This is a genomic window from Methyloversatilis sp. MC4-4 (assembly GCF_049843555.1).
Classification (GTDB): Bacteria; Pseudomonadota; Gammaproteobacteria; order Burkholderiales; family Rhodocyclaceae; genus Methyloversatilis; species Methyloversatilis discipulorum_B.
In genome coordinates, this window is sequence record NZ_JBBHZK010000001.1 from 392,890 (window position 1) to 410,965 (window position 18,076).

12 protein-coding genes are annotated in these 18,076 nt (G+C 68.2%); 7 read left to right on the forward strand and 5 right to left on the reverse strand.

All coding sequences use genetic code 11. The annotated features are described in order from the left end of the window. Positions 1–8 precede the first annotated feature (8 nt). The 6 genes from WDZ97_RS01905 to WDZ97_RS01930 all read left to right on the forward strand — a co-directional run bounded on the left by WDZ97_RS01905 (position 9) and on the right by WDZ97_RS01930 (position 11,998). A complete protein-coding gene (locus WDZ97_RS01905) occupies positions 9–1,115 on the forward strand; it encodes an HD-GYP domain-containing protein (protein ID WP_304002584.1) in 1,107 nt (368 codons plus the stop codon). Further along, entirely contained in the window at positions 1,099–3,975 is a 2,877-nt protein-coding gene (locus WDZ97_RS01910; protein WP_425761625.1) for a PAS domain S-box protein, read from the forward strand. The genes WDZ97_RS01905 and WDZ97_RS01910 overlap by 17 nt, the downstream gene beginning before the upstream one ends. Positions 3,976–4,183: 208 nt before the next feature. Then, positions 4,184–5,206, forward strand: coding sequence for an ABC transporter substrate-binding protein (locus tag WDZ97_RS01915; protein ID WP_425761626.1), 1,023 nt, complete (start codon positions 4,184–4,186; stop codon positions 5,204–5,206). Then, the gene (locus WDZ97_RS01920; RefSeq protein WP_425761627.1) at positions 5,203–8,211 is read left to right on the forward strand and encodes a PAS domain S-box protein; all 3,009 of its coding nucleotides are present in this window, start codon (positions 5,203–5,205) and stop codon (positions 8,209–8,211) included. The genes WDZ97_RS01915 and WDZ97_RS01920 overlap by 4 nt, the downstream gene beginning before the upstream one ends. Beyond that, positions 8,208–8,654 carry a response regulator gene (locus WDZ97_RS01925; RefSeq protein WP_425761628.1) on the forward strand — a complete coding sequence of 149 codons (447 nt, stop codon included), beginning with the start codon at positions 8,208–8,210 and terminating at the stop codon, positions 8,652–8,654. The genes WDZ97_RS01920 and WDZ97_RS01925 overlap by 4 nt, the downstream gene beginning before the upstream one ends. Next, the gene (locus WDZ97_RS01930; protein ID WP_425761629.1) at positions 8,654–11,998 is read left to right on the forward strand and encodes an EAL domain-containing protein; all 3,345 of its coding nucleotides are present in this window, start codon (positions 8,654–8,656) and stop codon (positions 11,996–11,998) included. The genes WDZ97_RS01925 and WDZ97_RS01930 overlap by 1 nt, the downstream gene beginning before the upstream one ends. 194 nt (positions 11,999–12,192) lie before the next feature. Here the strand turns inward: WDZ97_RS01930 and WDZ97_RS01935 are convergent, their stop codons facing one another. The 3 genes from WDZ97_RS01935 to WDZ97_RS01945 all read right to left on the reverse strand — a co-directional run bounded on the left by WDZ97_RS01935 (position 12,193) and on the right by WDZ97_RS01945 (position 15,529). Further along, positions 12,193–13,350, reverse strand: coding sequence for a Y-family DNA polymerase (locus WDZ97_RS01935; protein WP_425762244.1), 1,158 nt, complete (start codon positions 13,348–13,350; stop codon positions 12,193–12,195). A gap of 46 nt (positions 13,351–13,396) precedes the next feature. Next, positions 13,397–14,536, reverse strand: a complete 1,140-nt coding sequence (locus WDZ97_RS01940; RefSeq protein WP_425761630.1) for a rhomboid family intramembrane serine protease — start codon at positions 14,534–14,536, stop codon at positions 13,397–13,399. A gap of 69 nt (positions 14,537–14,605) precedes the next feature. Next, positions 14,606–15,529 (reverse strand): LysR family transcriptional regulator, encoded by a 924-nt coding sequence (locus WDZ97_RS01945; RefSeq protein ID WP_425761631.1) that lies wholly within the window; start codon positions 15,527–15,529, stop codon positions 14,606–14,608. Between the two features lie 79 nt (positions 15,530–15,608). Between WDZ97_RS01945 and WDZ97_RS01950 the strand changes: the two genes are divergently transcribed. Beyond that, on the forward strand, positions 15,609–16,373 hold the full coding sequence (locus WDZ97_RS01950; RefSeq protein WP_425761632.1) for a sulfite exporter TauE/SafE family protein: 765 nt from the start codon (positions 15,609–15,611) through the stop codon (positions 16,371–16,373). Positions 16,374–16,400: 27 nt separating this feature from the next. Here the strand turns inward: WDZ97_RS01950 and WDZ97_RS01955 are convergent, their stop codons facing one another. Together WDZ97_RS01955 and WDZ97_RS01960 are read right to left on the reverse strand one after the other, a co-directional pair. Beyond that, a complete protein-coding gene (locus tag WDZ97_RS01955; protein ID WP_304002605.1) occupies positions 16,401–17,027 on the reverse strand; it encodes an LON peptidase substrate-binding domain-containing protein in 627 nt (208 codons plus the stop codon). Next, positions 17,024–17,899 (reverse strand): DUF6279 family lipoprotein, encoded by an 876-nt coding sequence (locus WDZ97_RS01960; protein WP_425761633.1) that lies wholly within the window; start codon positions 17,897–17,899, stop codon positions 17,024–17,026. The genes WDZ97_RS01955 and WDZ97_RS01960 overlap by 4 nt, the downstream gene beginning before the upstream one ends. Positions 17,900–18,076: the final 177 nt, after the last annotated feature.

The following is an 18,076-nucleotide window of genomic DNA, read 5'->3' on the forward strand; positions in this document are numbered from 1 at the left end:
TCATTACCTTGCACCAGCGACTGGACCCTGCGAGCACGACGATACTGATCGTCGACGACATGTCGGAAAACCTGGAAGTGCTCGACGGCCTGCTGCGCAATGCCGGCTATCGCGTGAAGGCGGCGAAGAACGGTGTCGCCGCGCTGCGGCTGGCCACCGACCGCGATGCGCCGTCGCTCATCCTGCTCGACGTGATGATGCCCGGCATGGACGGTTACACGGTTCTCGAGAGGTTGCAGAACGATCCCGTGACCAGCGGGATTCCGGTCATCTTCGTCACGGCGCTGACCGAGGCCGGCGACGAGGAAGCCGGGCTGGCCATGGGCGCGGTGGACTACATCTCCAAGCCGATCAAGCCGGCCGTGCTGCTTGCGCGCGTGCGCGCCCATCTGCAGGCCAAGCTGGCGCGCGACCTGATGCGCGATCAGAACGCCTGGCTGGAGGCCGAAGTCAGCCGGCGCATGGAAGAGAACGAGCAGATCCAGGCGGTGAGCATCCGTGCGCTGGCCAATCTGGCCGAGACGCGCGACCACGAGACAGGACGCCACATCCGCCGCACCCAGGCCTACGTACGGGTGCTGGCCGAGGCGCTGGCAGGCAACCCGCGCTTCGCGCCGGTACTGACGCCGGCCTGGATCGACCTGCTCACCCAGTCGGCGCCGCTGCACGACATCGGCAAGGTCGGCATTCCGGACCACATCCTGCAAAAGCGCGGCAAGCTCGACGCCGACGAGTGGGCGGTGATGAAGACGCACGCCGAGATGGGCGCGCGCGCCATCGAGTTTGCCGAGCGCGACGAGGTGAAACCGGCCGCCTTCCTCGCTCTGGCGCGCGACATCGCGCACTGGCACCACGAGCATTGGGATGGCAGCGGCTACCCCGACGGGTTGGCCGGCGAGGCGATCCCGCTGGCGGCACGGCTGATGACGGTGGCCGACGTGTTCGACGCGATGATGTCGCGCCGCGTCTACAAGTCGCCGTTTCCGGCCGACGAGGTCCGGGCCCACATCGTCGAGCGGCGCGGCACGCATTTCGATCCGGACGTCGTCGACGTGTTCATCGAGCGTTATTCCGATTTCATCGACATCGCGAGGCGACATGCCGACCCGGTCTGAGTGGTCCGCCGCGTCCCCGTCGGGACAGGCACGCAGCGACGCGATCTGGGGCATGCGGATGACGGTGCTCGCCTACACCGGCATCGCGTCGCTGTGGATACTGCTGTCGGACGAACTGCTGCTCGCGCTGACCGACGATCCGAAGCGGTTTGCGCTGGCCAGCACCTTCAAGGGCTGGGCCTTCGTCGCGGTCACCGCCGGCGCGCTCTATTTGCTGATGCGCCGCCTCACCGGGCGCGCCCTCGACGCGCTCGAGCGCGAGAACGTGTCGTTGACGGCCCGCGCGCGTGCCGAATCGCTGCTCGATGCGATTGTCCGAAGTTCGTCCGACCCGGTGTTTGCCAAGGACAGCGAAGGGCGCTATCTGGTCAGCAATCCGGAAGTCGTGCGCCTGCTCGGCATTCCCGAGACATCCATGCTCGGCCGCACCGACGCCGAGCTGCTGGCGCCGGAGGTGGCGCGCCGCACGATGGACAACGACCGCATCGTCATGTCCGGCGGGCAGGTGGTGCGCTTCGAGGAGCACCTGCCGACCGCCGACGGCGAACGCATCTTCCTCAGCACCAAGGGCCCGCTGCGCGACGCCAGCGGGCACGTGATCGGCATGTACGGCGTGGCGCGCGACATCACCGAGCGGCTCAACGCCGAGCGTGCGCTGCGCGACAGCGAAGAGCGATTCCGTACCCTGTTCGAACATTTCCCGGTGGCCTACCAGTCGCTCGACGCGCAGGGCCGGTTCATTCACGTCAATCCCATGCTGTGCGCCTTGCTCGGCTATCGCGAGGGCGAACTGCTGGGCCGCGCTTTCGGCGACTTCTGGATGCCGGCCGAGCGCGCGGAATTCGCGGCCACCTTCGAGCGTTTCAAGCGCGACGAGCGCATACAGGCCGAACTGCGACTGCAGCATCGCGACGGCCACGCCGTCGTTGTCTGGCTGGTCGGGCGCGTGCAAGTCGATGCGCGGGGAAATTTCGAGCGCACGCATTGCGTTCTCGCCGACCTCAGCCAGCGGGTCGCTGCAATGCAGGCGCAGGAGGAACACGAGACGCTGTTGCGCCAGATCGGCGAACTGGCGCAGATCGGCGCCTGGGCGGTCGATCTCGAAAGCGGTCGTCTGAGTGCCACCGACGAGGTGGCGCGCATTCACGAGGCGGATCCGGCGTCGGTCGATACGCTGGCCAGTGCGCTGCAGTTCTTCCGCGAGCAGGACCGGCTGCGCATCGAGGCGGTCATCGAAGGCGCGGTCGAGCGGGGCGAGCCGTGGGATATCGAGGTACAGATGTCCACCCGGGCCGGGCGCCAGAAGTGGGTGCGCGTGCTCGGCACGCCGGTGACCGAGCACGGCCGTGTGGTGCGCCTGCGCGGCACCGTGCAGGACGTGACCGAACGTCGGCGGATGGAACTCGAACTGAGCCGCCACCGCACGCATCTGGAGGAGCAGGTGCAGTCGCGCACCGCCGAACTGGCCGTCGCCAAGGAGGCGGCCGAAGCGGCGAACCGCTCGAAGAGCCAGTTTCTCGCCAACATGAGCCACGAGATGCGTACGCCGATGAATGCCATCATCGGCTTGACGCACCTGCTGTGGAAATCGCCGCTCGACGCCTCGCAGCGCGAGCACGCGCAGAAGATCGGTGCGGCGGCCAAACATCTGCGGCACATCATCGACGACGTGCTCGACCTGTCGCGCGTCGAAGCGGAGAAGCTGGTGCTCGAATCGGCCGCCTTCCGCCTCGATGGGCTGCTCGAACAGGTGCGCTCGATGATGATCGAGCGCGCCGAGGAACGCGGCCTGGCCCTGCGCGTGCAGACGGACGACGGCGTGCCGGCGACGCTGCGCGGCGACGTCACCCGTTTGCGTCAGGCGCTGTTGAACTACCTCAGCAATGCGGTCAAGTTCACCGAGCAGGGCAGCGTCACGCTGAGCGTCGCCGTGGTCGAACGTGGCGACGACAGCGTGCTGCTGCGCTTCGAGGTCAGCGACACCGGCATCGGCATCGAGGCGCACGATCTCGCCCGCCTGTTCAGCGCCTTCGAGCAGGCCGATGCATCGACTACGCGCAAGTACGGCGGCAGCGGACTGGGGCTGTCGATCACACGCCGTTTGGCGCGCCTGATGGGCGGCGATGCCGGTGTCAGCAGCGAGCCGGGACGCGGCAGCCGTTTCTGGTTCACCGCCCGGCTCGGCGTGGTGGCCGACATGGCCGATCTGGCGGTGCCGTTCGTGGTCGACGCGCGGGCGCGCCTGGAACGGGATTTCGGCCGCAAACGCATCCTGCTGGTCGAAGACCACGACATCAACCGCGAGGTGCTGCTGGCGCTGCTGCGCGACGCGGGCCTGCAGGCAGACGTCGCCGCCGACGGTGTCGAGGCACTGGAGCGCGCGGCCGGCGAGCGCTACGACCTGGTGCTGATGGATCTGCAGATGCCGCGCATGAACGGCACCGACGCCACACGCCGTCTGCGCGCGCTTCCCGGCTGGGCGCATGTGCCCATCGTCGCGGTCACCGCCAACGCCTTTGCCGACGACCGCGCGGCCTGTGCGGCGGCAGGACTGGACGACTTCATCGCCAAACCGGTCGAGCCGGAAGCCTTCTACACGCTGCTGCTGCGCTGGCTCGGCGCCGGCGACGCGGCTTCGGAACCGCCGCCGCGGCCGTGTGCCGGCGAGGCCAGGGCGGTGGTCGAGCGCCTGCTGCCGCTGCTCGAAGCCGGCGACACCCGTGCCGGCGCGCTGGCGCGCGAATCGGCGGCCATCCTGCAGGCGCTGGGTCCGGATGGCGCCAACCTGCTGCGCTGCATTGCCGCCTTCGACTACGATGCCGCCCTGGCGGCGGCGCGTGCATTGCTGGCGGCGACCTGACGCCCGACCGTCCGCACTAAAGATTGATCTGGGGCAGCCGTTGCACACTGCAGGTCATGGTAGGGTCTGCTGACCATCGATTCGTGCGTCCGGCAGCGGGCACGTGGCTGCGCCGGGACGGCGCGACGAGCATAAAGAATTGCGGACGCGCGAGCGACGCCGCCCTGCCGAGTTGCCGCCAACATTCCTGCCGCCCGGAACCTGCAGCATGACAGAACAACCGATTGCGGGCCGTCTGCCCGGCCGTGTCGTGTCCGCCCTGTCCGCCCTGTGCGCGCTCGTCGCGGGCGTGGCGATGACCCTGCTGGCCGGCTGTGGCGAGGCGCCGCAGCTGCCGCTGCGCGTCGGTCTCAATCCGTGGGTGGGCTACGACCCGCTGGTGCTGGCGCGCGAACGCGGGTTGTTCAGTGCATCGGACCTGCGCGTGGTCGAGCTGGAGACGAGCAGCGAAAGCGCGCGCCAGTTGCGCAACGGCCTGATCGAGGCGGCCGGACTGACGCTGCCGGAGGCGGTCGAACTGGCGGCGGCGGGTATCGACGTGCGGGTGGTGGCGGTGCTCAGCCTGTCCAGGGGCGCCGACGCGGTGCTTGCACGCCCCGGCATCGGTTCGGCTGATCGCCTCGGAGGCGGGCGCATCGGCCTCGAAGACACCGCGCTGGCGTCCATCATGCTGCAGCGCCTGCTCGAGGCAGGCGGCTTGCGGCGCGACGAGGTGAGCCTGGTCATGCTGCCGGTGATCGAGCACGAATCGGCGCTGAAGGCGGGCCGTGTCGATGCGGTGATCACCTTCGAACCGGTCATCTCCCGACTGTCGTCGGCCGGCTTCGCGGTCGTGCTCGACAGCGCCAATATGACAGGCGAGGTCGTCGATGTACTGGTGGTGCGCGCCGACGCGCTGCAGGCTCGACCGCATCAGGTGCAGGTGCTGCTCGGTGCGTTCGAAGCCGGGCGGCGCGAAATGCTGGCGCGTCCGGCCGAGGCGGCGAATTCGCTGGCGGCCGGCGCCGACCTCACCGTAGATGAGTACGCGCTGGCCCTGTCCCGCCTGAACATGTACAGCGACGCGCAGAGCCAGGCACTGCTCGCCTCACCGACCGATTCGCCGGCGCTGGGTCTGGCGCGGCTTTCGAGCGACCTGAAGGCCAGCGGCCGCATGATGGCCGACCCCGACTGGGCGCGCCTGTTCGTGCCCGGCCTGGTACCGGACCGTGACGGGAAGGGCGCGCAATGAAGCTGCCGTCGCGCACCTTGGTGCCGTTGCTGCTGACCGTATTCGCGCTGCTGCTGGCCGTCTTGAACAACATTCTGCAGGTGCGCGAATACCGGCAGCTGGTGGAGTATGAACAGTCGCAGTCGCTAACCGAGCGCCTGGGTGTCGAGCAGTCGGTGCTCGACCTGCACATCGCCAACGACAACCTTCCGCAGTTGCGCCGCATGGTGGCCGAACTCGGCCTGCGCCCGAACCTGACGCACGCCTACCTGATCGCGCCCGGCGGGCGCGTCGTCGGTTCGCTGGCGCGCGCCGACGTCGGTCAGCCGCTGGTCGACAAGGTGATGGACCCGGCCGGCAACCCGCTGCTTGCGTTGAATACGTCCCCTGACCGTTCCTTGCGCATCGAGCGTTCGGCCGACGATCGCGCGCTGCTGGCGGTGCTTACGCTGGCGGCCGGTCACCGCCTGCTGGTGCGTACCGACCTCGAACTGCCGCTGGCGCAGCGGCTGCACGCGAGCCGGCTCGAACTGTGGCGCCATGCGGCGACCATCCTGCTGTCCGCGCTGTTGCTGGCGCTGTTCCTGCATCTGATCTGGTTCCGTCGCACGCAAAGGCTGGTCGACGCCGTGCGCGAGGTCGGCCGCGGGCGGCTCGATACCCGTGTCAGCATCGACGGCCGCGACGAACTGGCGCAGATCGGTGGTGCGATCAACGACATGGCGCTGAAACTGCAGGCGCAGCATGCGGCGCTGCGCGACAGCGAGACGCGCATGCGGGCCGTGTTCGAGCAGGCCGGCGTCGGTGTCGCCCGCATCGACAGCCGGCTCGGACGCTTCGTCGACGTGAACGCGAAGTACTGCGCCATCGTCGGCTATAGCCGCGACGAGATGCTGGCGCTCGACTTCATGCGCATCACCTACCGCGACGATCTGGCGGCCGATCTGCAGCACATGGAAGCGCTCAAGCGGGGCGACATCCGCGAGTTCTCGATGGACAAGCGCCTGGTCCACAAGGACGGCCACATCGTCTGGGTGAACTTCAGCGTCACGCCGCTGTGGGCGCCGGGTGAGGCGCCCGATTACCACATCGCGGTAGTGCAGGACATCACGTCGCGACACGAGGCGGAGCAGGCGCTCAAGCTTGAGCGCAACCGCCTGCAGTCGGCCGAGCGCATCGCCCGCCTCGGCAGCTGGGAGTTCTATCCGGCGCTTGGGCGCGGCTGGTGGTCGGAACAGATGTACGAGTTCTTCGGGCTCGATCCGGCGGCCGGCATCCCGCCGATCGACGACTACCTCGCCTGCGTCCACCCGGACGACCGGCCGAGCGTGGCGCAGGCCATGCGACAGATGGCCGAGGCGGCGCCGCACCTTACGCCGACGATCTACCGCACGGCCCCTGAACGCGGGCCGATCCGTCATCTGCAGCCGTCGGCCGAATGCGTCACCGACGCCGCCGGTCGGGTGATCAAGTACACCGGCATGCTGCTCGACGTGAGCGCCTCGGTCGAGGCCGAACAGGCGCTGCGCGCCTCGGAGGAACGTCTGCGCGCGACGCTCGAATACGCGCCCAACGTGGCGGTGCAGTGGTTCGACCGCGACGGTCGCGTGCTGTACTGGAATCACGCCTCGGCGACGCTGTACGGATGGACCATGGACGAGGCACTGGGGCGCGGCATCGACGAACTGATGTTCGGCAGCGAGGAGGCCCGCGATTTCGTCGAACTGCTGGCGCGCATCGAGCGCGACAAGGTGCGCATCGGACCGCTCGAATACACGGTGCGCCATCGCAGCGGCGAACTGCGCCAGGTCGAGGCCAGCACCTTTGCCATTCCGGGCCTGCAGGGCGAACCGATCTTCGTCTGCATGGACGTCGACGTGACGGCGCGGCGCAGTGCGGAAAAGGCGGTCGAGAAGGAGCGCACCTACCTGCGCACGCTGTTCTCGGCGCTGCCCGATTTCGTCTGGGTGAAGGACATCGAAGGCCGCTACCTGTCGTGCAACCGCATGGTCGAACAGTTCTTCGGCCTGCCGGAGGCTGCCCTGGCCGGCAAGACCGACCACGACTTCTTCCCGACCGAGGTGGCGGACCTCTTCCGTGCGCAGGACGAGGAAACCTTGCGCACCGGGCTGCGCAGCATCCACGAATCCACGGTCACTTCGGACGTGACCGGCGAGTGCCTGCGCGTGCAGACGATCAAGGTACCGATGCGCAGCGAGGACGGCACGGTGATCGGCGTGCTCGGCATGGCGCGCAACATCACCGAACTGCGCGATGCGCAGGACGAACTGCGCGCGCTCAACCGCGACCTCGAACAGCGGGTGAGCGAGCGCACGCAGGCGCTCACCGCGGCGATGAAAGAGCTCGAATCCTTCTCCTACGCCGTGTCGCACGACCTGAAGGCACCGCTGCGCGGCATCGACGGCTACAGCCGCATCCTGATCGAGGACTACGGTGACCGGCTCGACGAGCAGGCGCAGCGCTTTCTCGGCAATATCCGCAATGGCGCGTCGCAGATGCACGCCCTGATCGAGGATCTGCTGGCCTATTCGCGCATGGAGCGGCGCGCGCTGGAGGCGAGCCGCGTCGATCTGGGCGAGCTGATGCGCAGCGTACTGACGCGTCGCGCCGACGAGATCGCGGCGGCGTCGGCGCAGATCGTCGGTGAGGTGCCGTCGCTCATCGTGCGCGCCGACCGGCAAGGGCTGGATCTGGTATTGCGCAACCTGATCGACAACGCGCTGAAGTTCAGCCGCGACGCGAAGCCGCCGACCATCACGCTGAGTGCGCGAAGCGAAGGAGACCGCATCGTGCTGTCGATACGCGACAATGGCATCGGATTCGACATGAAGTACCACGAGCGGATTTTTGAGATATTCCAGCGCCTGCACCGCAGCGAAGAGTTCGCCGGTACCGGCGTGGGCCTGGCGCTGGTGCGCAAGGCGATGCAGCGCATGGGCGGCCGCGTGTGGGCGGAAAGCGCGCCCGGCGAAGGCGCCTGCTTCAACCTGGAGTTTCCTGCATGATCACTGCGGTCAATCAGCAGCAGCCCTTCACGCTGCCCATACTGCTGGTCGAGGACAATCCGGTCGACATCGACCTCACCTGCCGCGCCTTCGCGCGTAGCCATCTGCACAACCCGATCAGCGTCGCCCGTGACGGCGAGGAGGCGATCGGCCTGATCGACCGCTGGGAGGCTGGCGAAACGCCGCCGTCGCTGATCCTGCTCGACATCAACCTGCCGCGCGTGAATGGCATCGAGGTGCTGCGCCACCTGAAGGCGCATCCGAAGTACCGGCGCATTCCAGTGGTCGTGCTCAGTTCGTCGTCGGAAGACCGCGACCTGCACGACGCCTACGCGCTGGGCGTAAACTCCTTCATCGTCAAACCGGTGGATTTCGATCGTTTCGTCGAAGCGGCGGGACAGATCGAACGCTACTGGTGCGAACTCAACCAGCGCCCTGTCTGATGCGCGTCCTCTACACCGAAGATTCGGAGTTCGACGCCGATCTCACGCAGCGGGCGCTGGCACGCTGCGGGCGCGACATCGAGCTGCAGATCGCGACGACGCTGGCGCATGCGCGCAGCCTGCTTGAATCCGGGCAGTTCGACCTGCTGCTGACCGACCTCAAGCTGCCCGACGGCACCGGGCTGGAACTGCTCGCCCACGTGCGCGAACAGGGTTGGCCGCTCGCCGTCGTCGTGCTGACCGGCTCGGGCGACGGCGACGCGGCGATCGCCGCGCTGAAGGCGGGCGCCGACGACTACCTGATTAAGCGCGACCAGTATCTGGAACGCCTGCCGCGCGTGATGGAAGCGGCCGTGGTGCGCCAGCGCTCGATGAAGGCGCGCCGTGACCGGCCGATACGCGTGCTGTCGGCGGCCGTCGGCGGAAACGAACTGGAGCGCATGCGCCGTCACCTGCTGAAGCATGCGCCGCACATCCGGCTCGATGCCGTCGTCCGCATCGACGACGTCGCGCCCCGTTTGCCGGCCACCGGCGAAGAAGCCGAATTCGACGTGCTGCTGCTCGACGCCGGTCCGCATCCGGCGGACGCGCTCGAACTGGTACGGCGCATCCGGCTGGAGCGTCTGCTGCAGCTGCCGGTCGTCATGATGGCCGGCCGCGAAAGCGAAGAACTCGCGTCCAGCGCACTGCATCTGGGCGTCGACGACTACCTCGTGCAGCACGAAGGCTATCTGTTCGAGCTGCCGTCCACGCTGGAGAAGGTGCATCGCCGTGCCGAACTGGCGCGCGAGGAGCGGCGCCTGCGCGACACCAATCAGCGCATGGCGCAACTGCTCGCCTCCAGCCCGACCATTGTGTACAGCCTCAGCGTGCAGGATGGCGCGGCGCACCCCACCTGGGTGAGCGAGAACGTCAGCCGAATCCTCGGCTACCCGATCGCCGAGGCGATGCAGCCGGGCTGGTGGATCGATCACATTCATCCGCAGGATCGGGAGCGGGCGCTGGACGGCATGGCGACCCTGATGCGTGAAGGTCACCTGAGCCATGAATACCGCTTCCGCTGCGGTGACGGACGCGAAATCTGGGTACGCGACGACTTGCGGCGGGTCAGCGAGGCCGGCGCACCGGTGGCGGACATCGTGGGTTCATGGACCGACATCACGGCGAACAAGCGTGCTGCGCTCGTGAACGAGGCGCGCACCGAGGTGCTCGACCGTGTGGTGCAGGTGGCGCCGCTGGAATCCATCCTCGAAACGATCGCGCTGCGCATGCAGGCGATCGAGGCCGACATGCGCGTGTCCATCGTGCTGCTCGACGAAGCCAGCGGTCATCTGCGCAATGGGGCGGCGCCCAGCCTGCCCGATTACTACAACCAGGCACTCGAGGCGCTGAAGCCGGGCGAAGGCGTCGGCTCCTGCGGCACGGCGATCTGGAGCGGTGAGCCCATACTGGTTGGCGATGTGCTGGACCACCCGTACTGGACGCCCTATGTCGATCTCGCGCGTCGCGTCGGTTTCCGCTCCTGCTGGTCGGTGCCGTTCAAGGACGAAGCCGGGCGCGTGCTCGGCTCCTTCGCCGTCTATCACGACGCACCGGGCCTGCCCGATGACGAGCAGTTCAAGCTCATCGTCGAATTCAGCCGCATCACCGCACTGGCCGTGCAGAAGGTGCGCGCCGGCCGCGCGCTGAGGCAGGCGGCGGCGGTGTTCGAAAGCACGCGCGACGGCGTTTTCATCACCGATCTGGACGCCAGCATCGTCGCCGTCAATCGTGCCTTCACCGACATCACCGGCTACAGCGAATTCGAGGCGCTGGGAAGCAATCCGCGCATCCTGCAGTCGGGTCGTCACGACATGTCCTTCTACAAGGCGATGTGGCGTGCGGTTCTGGAAAGCGGCTTCTGGCAGGGCGAGGTGTGGAACCGGCGCAAGAGCGGCGAGCTGTACCAGCAGTTGCTGAACATCAGCACGGTGCGTGACGAATCCGGACAGGCCAGTCACTACGTCGCGGTGATGACCGACATCAGCCAGCTCAAGCGCTCCGAAGCCAAGCTCGATCACCTGGCCCACCACGACCCGCTGACCGACCTGCCGAACCGCCTGCTGCTGCAGTCGCGCGTGCAGCATGCGATCGAGCGCGCCGAGCGGCAGCATGAGCACGTCGGGCTGCTGTTCATCGATCTCGACCGCTTCAAGAACGTCAATGACAGCCTGGGTCACCCGGTCGGCGACGAACTGCTGGGCGCCATCGCGCAGCGCCTGCGCGCGCGTCTGCGCGAGGCAGACACGCTGGCGCGTCTGGGCGGCGACGAATTCGTGCTGCTGATCGAGAGCATGACCGCGCCCGAAGATGCCGCCCACGTCGCCCATTCGCTGCTCGAACTGATGCAGGCGCCGTTCCGCCTCGCCCAGGGACGCGACATCTACATCGGCGCCAGCATCGGCATCGCCGTCTATCCGGAAGACGGCACCACGGTGACCGAGCTGATCCAGCATTCCGACGTCGCGATGTATCAGGCCAAGGAAGCGGGCCGCGGTGCCTTCCGCTTCTACACCGAGGCGATGAGCCGGGCCGCGCAGGACAGACTGCATCTGGACACGCGGCTGCGCCGCGCGCTCGAACGCGGCGAATTCCGTCTGCATTACCAGCCGCAGATCGACATGGCGAGCGGCCGCGTGGTCGGCGCCGAGGCGCTGATCCGCTGGATGGATCCGGACGAGGGCATGGTGTCGCCGGCCCGTTTCATTCCAGTGGCCGAGGAAAGCGGCCTCATCGTGCCGATCGGCGAGTGGGTGCTGCGCACCGCGTGCGCCCAGGCGCGTGCCTGGCAGGATGCCGGTCATGCGCTCAGCATCGCCGTCAACCTGTCGGCGCGCCAGTTGCAGCACGCCGACATGGCGCAGTACCTGTCGGTGCTGATGGCCGAGTCCGGTCTGCAGGCCGGACGGCTCGAATTCGAATTGACCGAATCGATGCTGGCGGACGATCTCCAGCAGACCGAAGAACGCCTGCGTGCGCTGAAGGCGCTCGGCGTTGCGCTGTCGATCGACGACTTCGGCACCGGCTACTCGTCTCTGGCCTACCTCAAACGCTTCCCGATCGACGTGCTGAAGATCGATCAGAGCTTCGTGCGCGACATCCCGCAGGACCGCAACGACATGGAAATCGCCGCCACCATCATCGCGATGGCGCACACGCTGAAGATGCGCGTGGTCGCCGAAGGCGTCGAAACCGAAGAGCAGCTCGCCTTCCTGAAGGACCGCGAATGCGACGCCTGGCAGGGCTATCTGTTCAGCAAGCCGGTGCCGGCTGAGGAGTTCGAGGCGCGCTTCCTGCGCACCTGAAGCTCTGCGGCTTTGGCCGCGTCGCGGCCAAGGGATCGCGCCCGGTTCGCGGCTGGAGCCAGCGCCCGGTTCTGTGGGCGGGGTCTTGACCCCGACAGCCGCCGGAATCGACGCCCGCGGACTGCGGCGACTGCGTCGAGGCCAAGACTCTGCTCCCACTGGATCGGCGCCTGACCCGCGCTGCGCAGGCGTGCTCAGAACGGCAGCGCGAGCTGGCCTTCGTCGTGGCCGGTGGGCGCGTCAGCGAGATCCTCTGCCGACAGCAGATGACCGGCCCGTACGCCGAGCAGTCTGAACCGACGTTCAAGCGGCATCCGTTTCAGGCACAGACCTGCGTGGCGGCGGATGACTACCGCGTCCGCCGTATAGGCATCCATCGTGATTTCGCGCGTGACGATGCGAAAGTCGTCCTGCCGCAACTTCACGCCCACCGATTTCGCGACGACGCCTTTGCGCCTGAGGTCGTCGGCCAGCCGCTCGCACAGCCAGGTGAAGATGCCGCCCAGTTCCTCGCGGTCGTGTTTCGCGTGCAGGTCGCGTTCGAAGGTGGTTTCGCGGCTGATCGATTTCGGGTCGCGGCTGTAGCTGAGCGGGCGCTCGTCGTGCCCGCGCGCGGCGTCGGCGAGCCAGGCGCCATAGCTGCGGCCGAACTGTTCGATCAGCCAGTGCGGCTCGGCGGCGGCCAGCTCACCGATGGTGCGTATGCCGAGCGATTCGAGCCGGGCGCTCGCTTTCGGGCCGATGCCGTTGATGCGCTTGGCCGGCAGCGGCCAGATGCGGGTGGGAATGTCGGCTTCGGTGATCACCGTCAGGCCGCGCGGCTTTTCGAGGTCGGAACAGATCTTGGACAGCAGCTTGTTCGGCGACAGTCCGATCGAGCAGCTGAGGCCGGTCGCCGCATTCACCGCCTGCTGGATGCGGCTCGCGATCGCGCGCACGCCGCCGTGCGGGTCGTCGCCTGCGGCGTCCTGCGCGCCCGGCAGATCGGTCAGTTCGAAATAGATTTCGTCGATGCCGCGGTCCTCGATCACCGGCACCTGCGCCAGCACCGTCTGCTTGAACAGCCGCGACATGCGCTTGTATTCGTCGAAATCGGTCGGCAGCAGCACGGCGTCCGGGGCCAGCGCAGCGGCCTTCATCAGACCGATGCCCGAATGCACACCGAAGGCGCGCGCCTCGTAGGTGGCGGTGGTGGCCACGCCGCGGCCGACGTAGTCGCGCAGCCGGGCGAAGCGGCGCGTGCCGTCCGCCTGCCGTTCCGGCTGATGCCGGGCACCGCCGCCGACCACCATGGGCTGGCCGCGCAGTTCGGGGTAGCGCAGCAGTTCGACTGACGCGAAGAAGGCGTCCATGTCGAGGTGGGCGATCCAGCGGCGCGGCACGGCAGGCTCCGGGCGATCAGCGAGCCGGGGCGGGGCGGCTCGCGGCGGGCGGTCGCTCGCCGGCACGGCTGGCCGCTTCGAGCGCGTCGCGCACGGCGTCCATGTCGTGCGCGCGCAGGCCTTCGACCAGCGCGCGTGAAGCATCCCGGCGCGCTTCCGCGTACTGGCGCAGTTCGCGCAAGGTGGCCGCCGACGGCGCGGCGGGACTCAGATGCAGGTCGCTCAGGTCCTCGAAGCTCTGCTGGTAGGGCAGAGCAACCTCGCTTTCGATCTGCCCGGCAAGGTCGTCGAAACTGGCGCCATTGCGCTGGGCGTCGCCGATCAGCGTGTTCCAGCGGTGGGCGATGCGGCGGTCGGCGCCGATGAAGTCGCGGATTTCGTCGCGCGCCATCACCTCTTCGCTCCAGCGGTAACGCGGCGCGGGGATTGCGATCACCAGCACGACGACCATCAGCGCCAGCCCGAGGCCGGCCAGCCATTGACCGGCCGAGGCCACCGGCTGGCGGTAGCGGCCGAGCACGGCGCTGTCGTCCAGCGGGCGCACCAGGGCCGCACCCGCAAGCAGGCCGGCGACGAAGCCGCCGATGTGCGCGCCATTGTCGATGCCGGCGATGTTCAGACCGAGCACGATGGTGACGGCGGCGAACAGGCAGGCGCCCCAGAACAGGCGCACGAATTCGCGTCGGTCCAGCGTGGCGCGTTGCTGCCACAGGAAGGCGAGCAGTGCGCCATAGACGCCGAAGATGGCCCCGGAGGCGCCGCCCGATACGGCGCGGTCGCCCTGCACGATCAGCGACAGCAGGTTACCGGTGAGGCCGCTGACGAAATAGATCGCGACGAAACGGAGCGGGCCGAACATGCGCTCGACCAGGCGACCGCCGTCGAGCAGCGACAGCATGTTCATGCCGAGGTGCAGCAGGCCGAAGTGCAGGAACAGCGCACTGCCCAGCCGCCACCATTCGCCGTCCTTCGTTGCCGGCCCGAAGTTCGCACCCCAGGCGAGCTGGATGCCGTTGGCCGAATGCCACAGCCCGGCGCCGGACAGCAGCATGGCGGCAAACACCGCCAGGTTGGCGACGATGAGCGCCGACGTCACCGGGATGCGGCGGCGGCGGGCGATCAGCTGGTCGATCAGGGGGAGCGGTGCGACGGTCACGAAGGGCAGGCGTGGTGGTGTTCGATGTGCAACGTATGCGAGGTTAGCACCCGCAGCCGACGGCGACCGTTACCGGCCGGTAACGGTTTCATTTGCGCCGGGCCGGAAGTCGGCGAAGCGATCGGCCAGGAAGTCGACGAAGGCGCGTACCCGCGCCGACAGCTGGTGGTGCGGTGGCCAGATGGCATGGATGTCGGCCGCCGTGCCGGCCCAGGGTTCGAGCAGGCGCAGCAACTGACCATCGCGCAGGTGCGGCGCGATGTCCCACTCCGAGCGCAGCAGGATGCCGTGGCCGTCCAGCGCCCAGTCGACCGCGATTTCGCCGTGGTTGGTACCGAGCGGTCCGGCCACCTTCACCTTTACTTCGCGCGTGCCGTCGGACAGCACCCAGGTGTTGAAGGCGTCGTCGTTCTCGCGGATGACGATGCAGCGATGCGCGCGCAGCGCCTGTGGCGTATCCGGCGCGCCGAACGCGGCCACATAGGACGGCGCCGCGCACAGCAGCCGGCGGTTGCGGGCGATGCGTCGCGCATGCACGTGGGTGTTGGGCGGCGGACCGAAGCGGATCGCCAGATCCATGCCATGACTTTCGAGGTCGAGCGGGCGGTCGGTCAGGTGCAGCACGACCTCGACTTCGGGCCAGCGCCGGGCGAACGCGGACACTGCCGGCGCCAGATGGCGGCGACCGAAACCGAAGGTGGCGTTGATGCGCAGCAGGCCGCTCGGCACCGCCCGGCTGGCGGCGAGCGAGCGTTCGAGCGCGTCGATGTCGCGCAGGATGCGTTCGCCCTCTTCGAGATAGCGCTCGCCCTCGGCGGTCAGGCTGACCCGGCGCGTCGTGCGGTTGAGCAGGCGCACACCCAGCCTCGCTTCCAGCGCGGCCAGCCGCCGGCTCACCGCGGGCGGCGTCACGCCCAGCTGCTGGGCGGCTGCGGCGAGGCTGGGCTGGCGGGCCAGCGTGCTGAAGAAGAGCAGATCGGCAGCGTCTTTCATTGATGACTTTAAAAGCAATGATCGTTTGAATTTCTGATCATTGTAGTTATCGATAGCTTGAATAGCATGCTTGCCATTGATGTCTTCCTGCTCCGCGATGGCTTTCCACGACCTTCTGATCACGTTGCCACTCGGCGCCGCGCTGGGCTTCTTCGGCGGTCTGTTCGGCATCGGCGGCGGCGTCATCGCCATTCCGCTGCTGGCGCTCGCCTTCGGCATGGACCAGGCGCTGGCGCAGGGCACGGCGCTGGTGATGATGGTGCCCAATCTGCTCGTCGGCTGGTGGCGCTACCAGCGCCGGCACCCGGTGCCGATCCCGCGCGTGCTGGCGATTGCCGCGGTCGCCACCGCCACCACCGCCGTCACCGCACATTTCGCGGCGCGGCTGGACCCGACGCTGCTGCGCATGCTGTTCGGCGGCTTCATGGCGGCGCTGTCGGTGTCGCTGCTGTGGCGCTCGGCGCCGTCGGCAAAGAGCGCCGCACCGCGGCCGCGCGACACGCTGATTCCGCTGGTCGGCGTGGTCGGCGGCAGCAGCATGGGCCTGCTCGGCGTCGGCGGCGGGCTGGTCGCGACACCGCTGTTCGTGCGGCTGTTCGGCCAGCGGCAGACGGTGGCGCAGAGCCTCGCGCTGGCGCTGGTCACGCCCAGTGCCGTCGTGGCGCTCGCGAGCTACGCACAGGCGCACAAGGTCGACTGGAGCATGGGGCTGCCACTTGCGGCGGGCGGGCTGTTCACGGTGGCGGCCGGTGTTGCGCTCGCGCACAGGCTGCCGGAGCGGCAGATGCAGAAGCTGTTCGCGCTGCTGCTGATGGCGACCGCGGTCGCGATGACCGTGGCCTGAGGGCGATCAGTTCCGCAGGCGGCGGGTTCAGCCCTCGAAACTGCTGCGGTCGAGCACGTCGCCGACCAGTTCGAGCCGCAGCAGCGGGTCGCGCATTTCCATCAACCGCTGCTTGTCGTCCGGCTGCAGCGGCAGCAGTTCGCACCAGCGGTTGGCGACCCAGCCGGCGTCGTCGAAATGCTTCGGCGTATCCGACGGCGTGAATTCGGAGGCGGTCAGCGCGTCGAGCACGCGCACCAGAGCCGCCGCGACATAGGTGAGGTCGGGCGGCACGGCGCAGGGCGGGTCGGCCGGGATGTCCTCGACGTCGGCCATCCACAGCCCGTGCGGTGTCTGCGAACTGGCGGTGACGCGAAAGCGCGTGCTGCCGCGGGTGAAAATCTCGTACAAACCCGGCTGCGGTTGTGCGAAGTGCGTGATCACCGCGCGCGTGCCGATGGCGTGGAAGCGCTCGGGCGCCGGCGCGCCGGCGCGCATCACTTCGTTGCCATGGAGCAGCGATACGACGCCGAAGGGCGTGCCGGCGCGGTGGCATTTCTTGATCATGTCGAGATAGCGCACCTCGAAGATGCGCAGCGGCAGCAGGCCGTCCGGAAACAGCACGGTGCCCAGCGGGAACAGCGGAATGGCGTGGTCGGTCAGCGTTGTCGTCATGAGCGGGCCTGCTGGGTGGTCGGTGCGCGGCAGGTGATGCCGTCGAGTTCGTTGGCGAAGCTTGATACCTCACGCTGCAGGTGCCGGCGCTGCGCGTCGGTCAGCGAAGCCGACAGCTCGCTCAGGGCCTGTGCGGCGCGCGCCCGGTTGTCGCGGAAGGTCTGGGCGTAGCCTGATGTCCAGTGCCGCTCGGGCGCGACGAACATCGCTTCGAGTTCGCCTCTGAACGCGTCCGGCGCGAGGTCGGTACGTGCCAGCAGATCGGCCATCGCGGCCTGCCAGCGGCGCCGGCTTTCCAGACTGTCGTCGCTGCGGCTGCGCACCTCGCGCGCCCAGCGGTCGACGATGTCGCGCTGTGCCGGCGTGAGCCGGCCGATCCAGTTCTCGATCCGTTCGCGCAGCCGTGTGCTGCGCTCGCGCACGATGTCTTCCGCAGGGGGCTCGACCCAGTCCTTCACGTATTCGCGGGTATTGCGCTCGAAGCGGCGCTTCAATGCGGCGATCTGCTCCGGCTTCGCGCCGGCGACCAGCGGCCCGATTTCGCGCGCTGCTTCGCTGGCGGCGGTGCGGGCGAAGCCGAGCACGGTGTCGATGTGGGCGTCGATGCGCGCCACGTCGGCACCGGCACGCAGATCTGCGTCGACCTGCCTCAGCCATCCGGCGTAACCCGGCAGCTGGCTGCTGCAGTGCCAGTCCACCCAGCGCGTCAGCGCTGGCTGCACGGCGGCGCGCTGCGTGCTGTCCAGCGGCAGGTAGTCATCCAGTCGCCAGGCGATCAGCCGGTCGAGCTGGTTGTAGCCGACCTGCACCATGCTGCAGGCGGCCAGCAGCACGGTACTCAACAGCAGCAGGGGACGTCGCCAGTCGGCCATTGCCATATCGGGAGGGTGGATGCGTGTTTCTGCACAGGATGGACTATAGGGTCTGTTGCCATTGAATCGAGTGCGGCCCGCGATTCAATGGCGACAGACCCTAGACCCGTATGGCGGCCGCGGGTTCGTGCGAAACCTTTTTCCGCCGGTCCGCTCACAGAGCGAACGCCGCCGCCT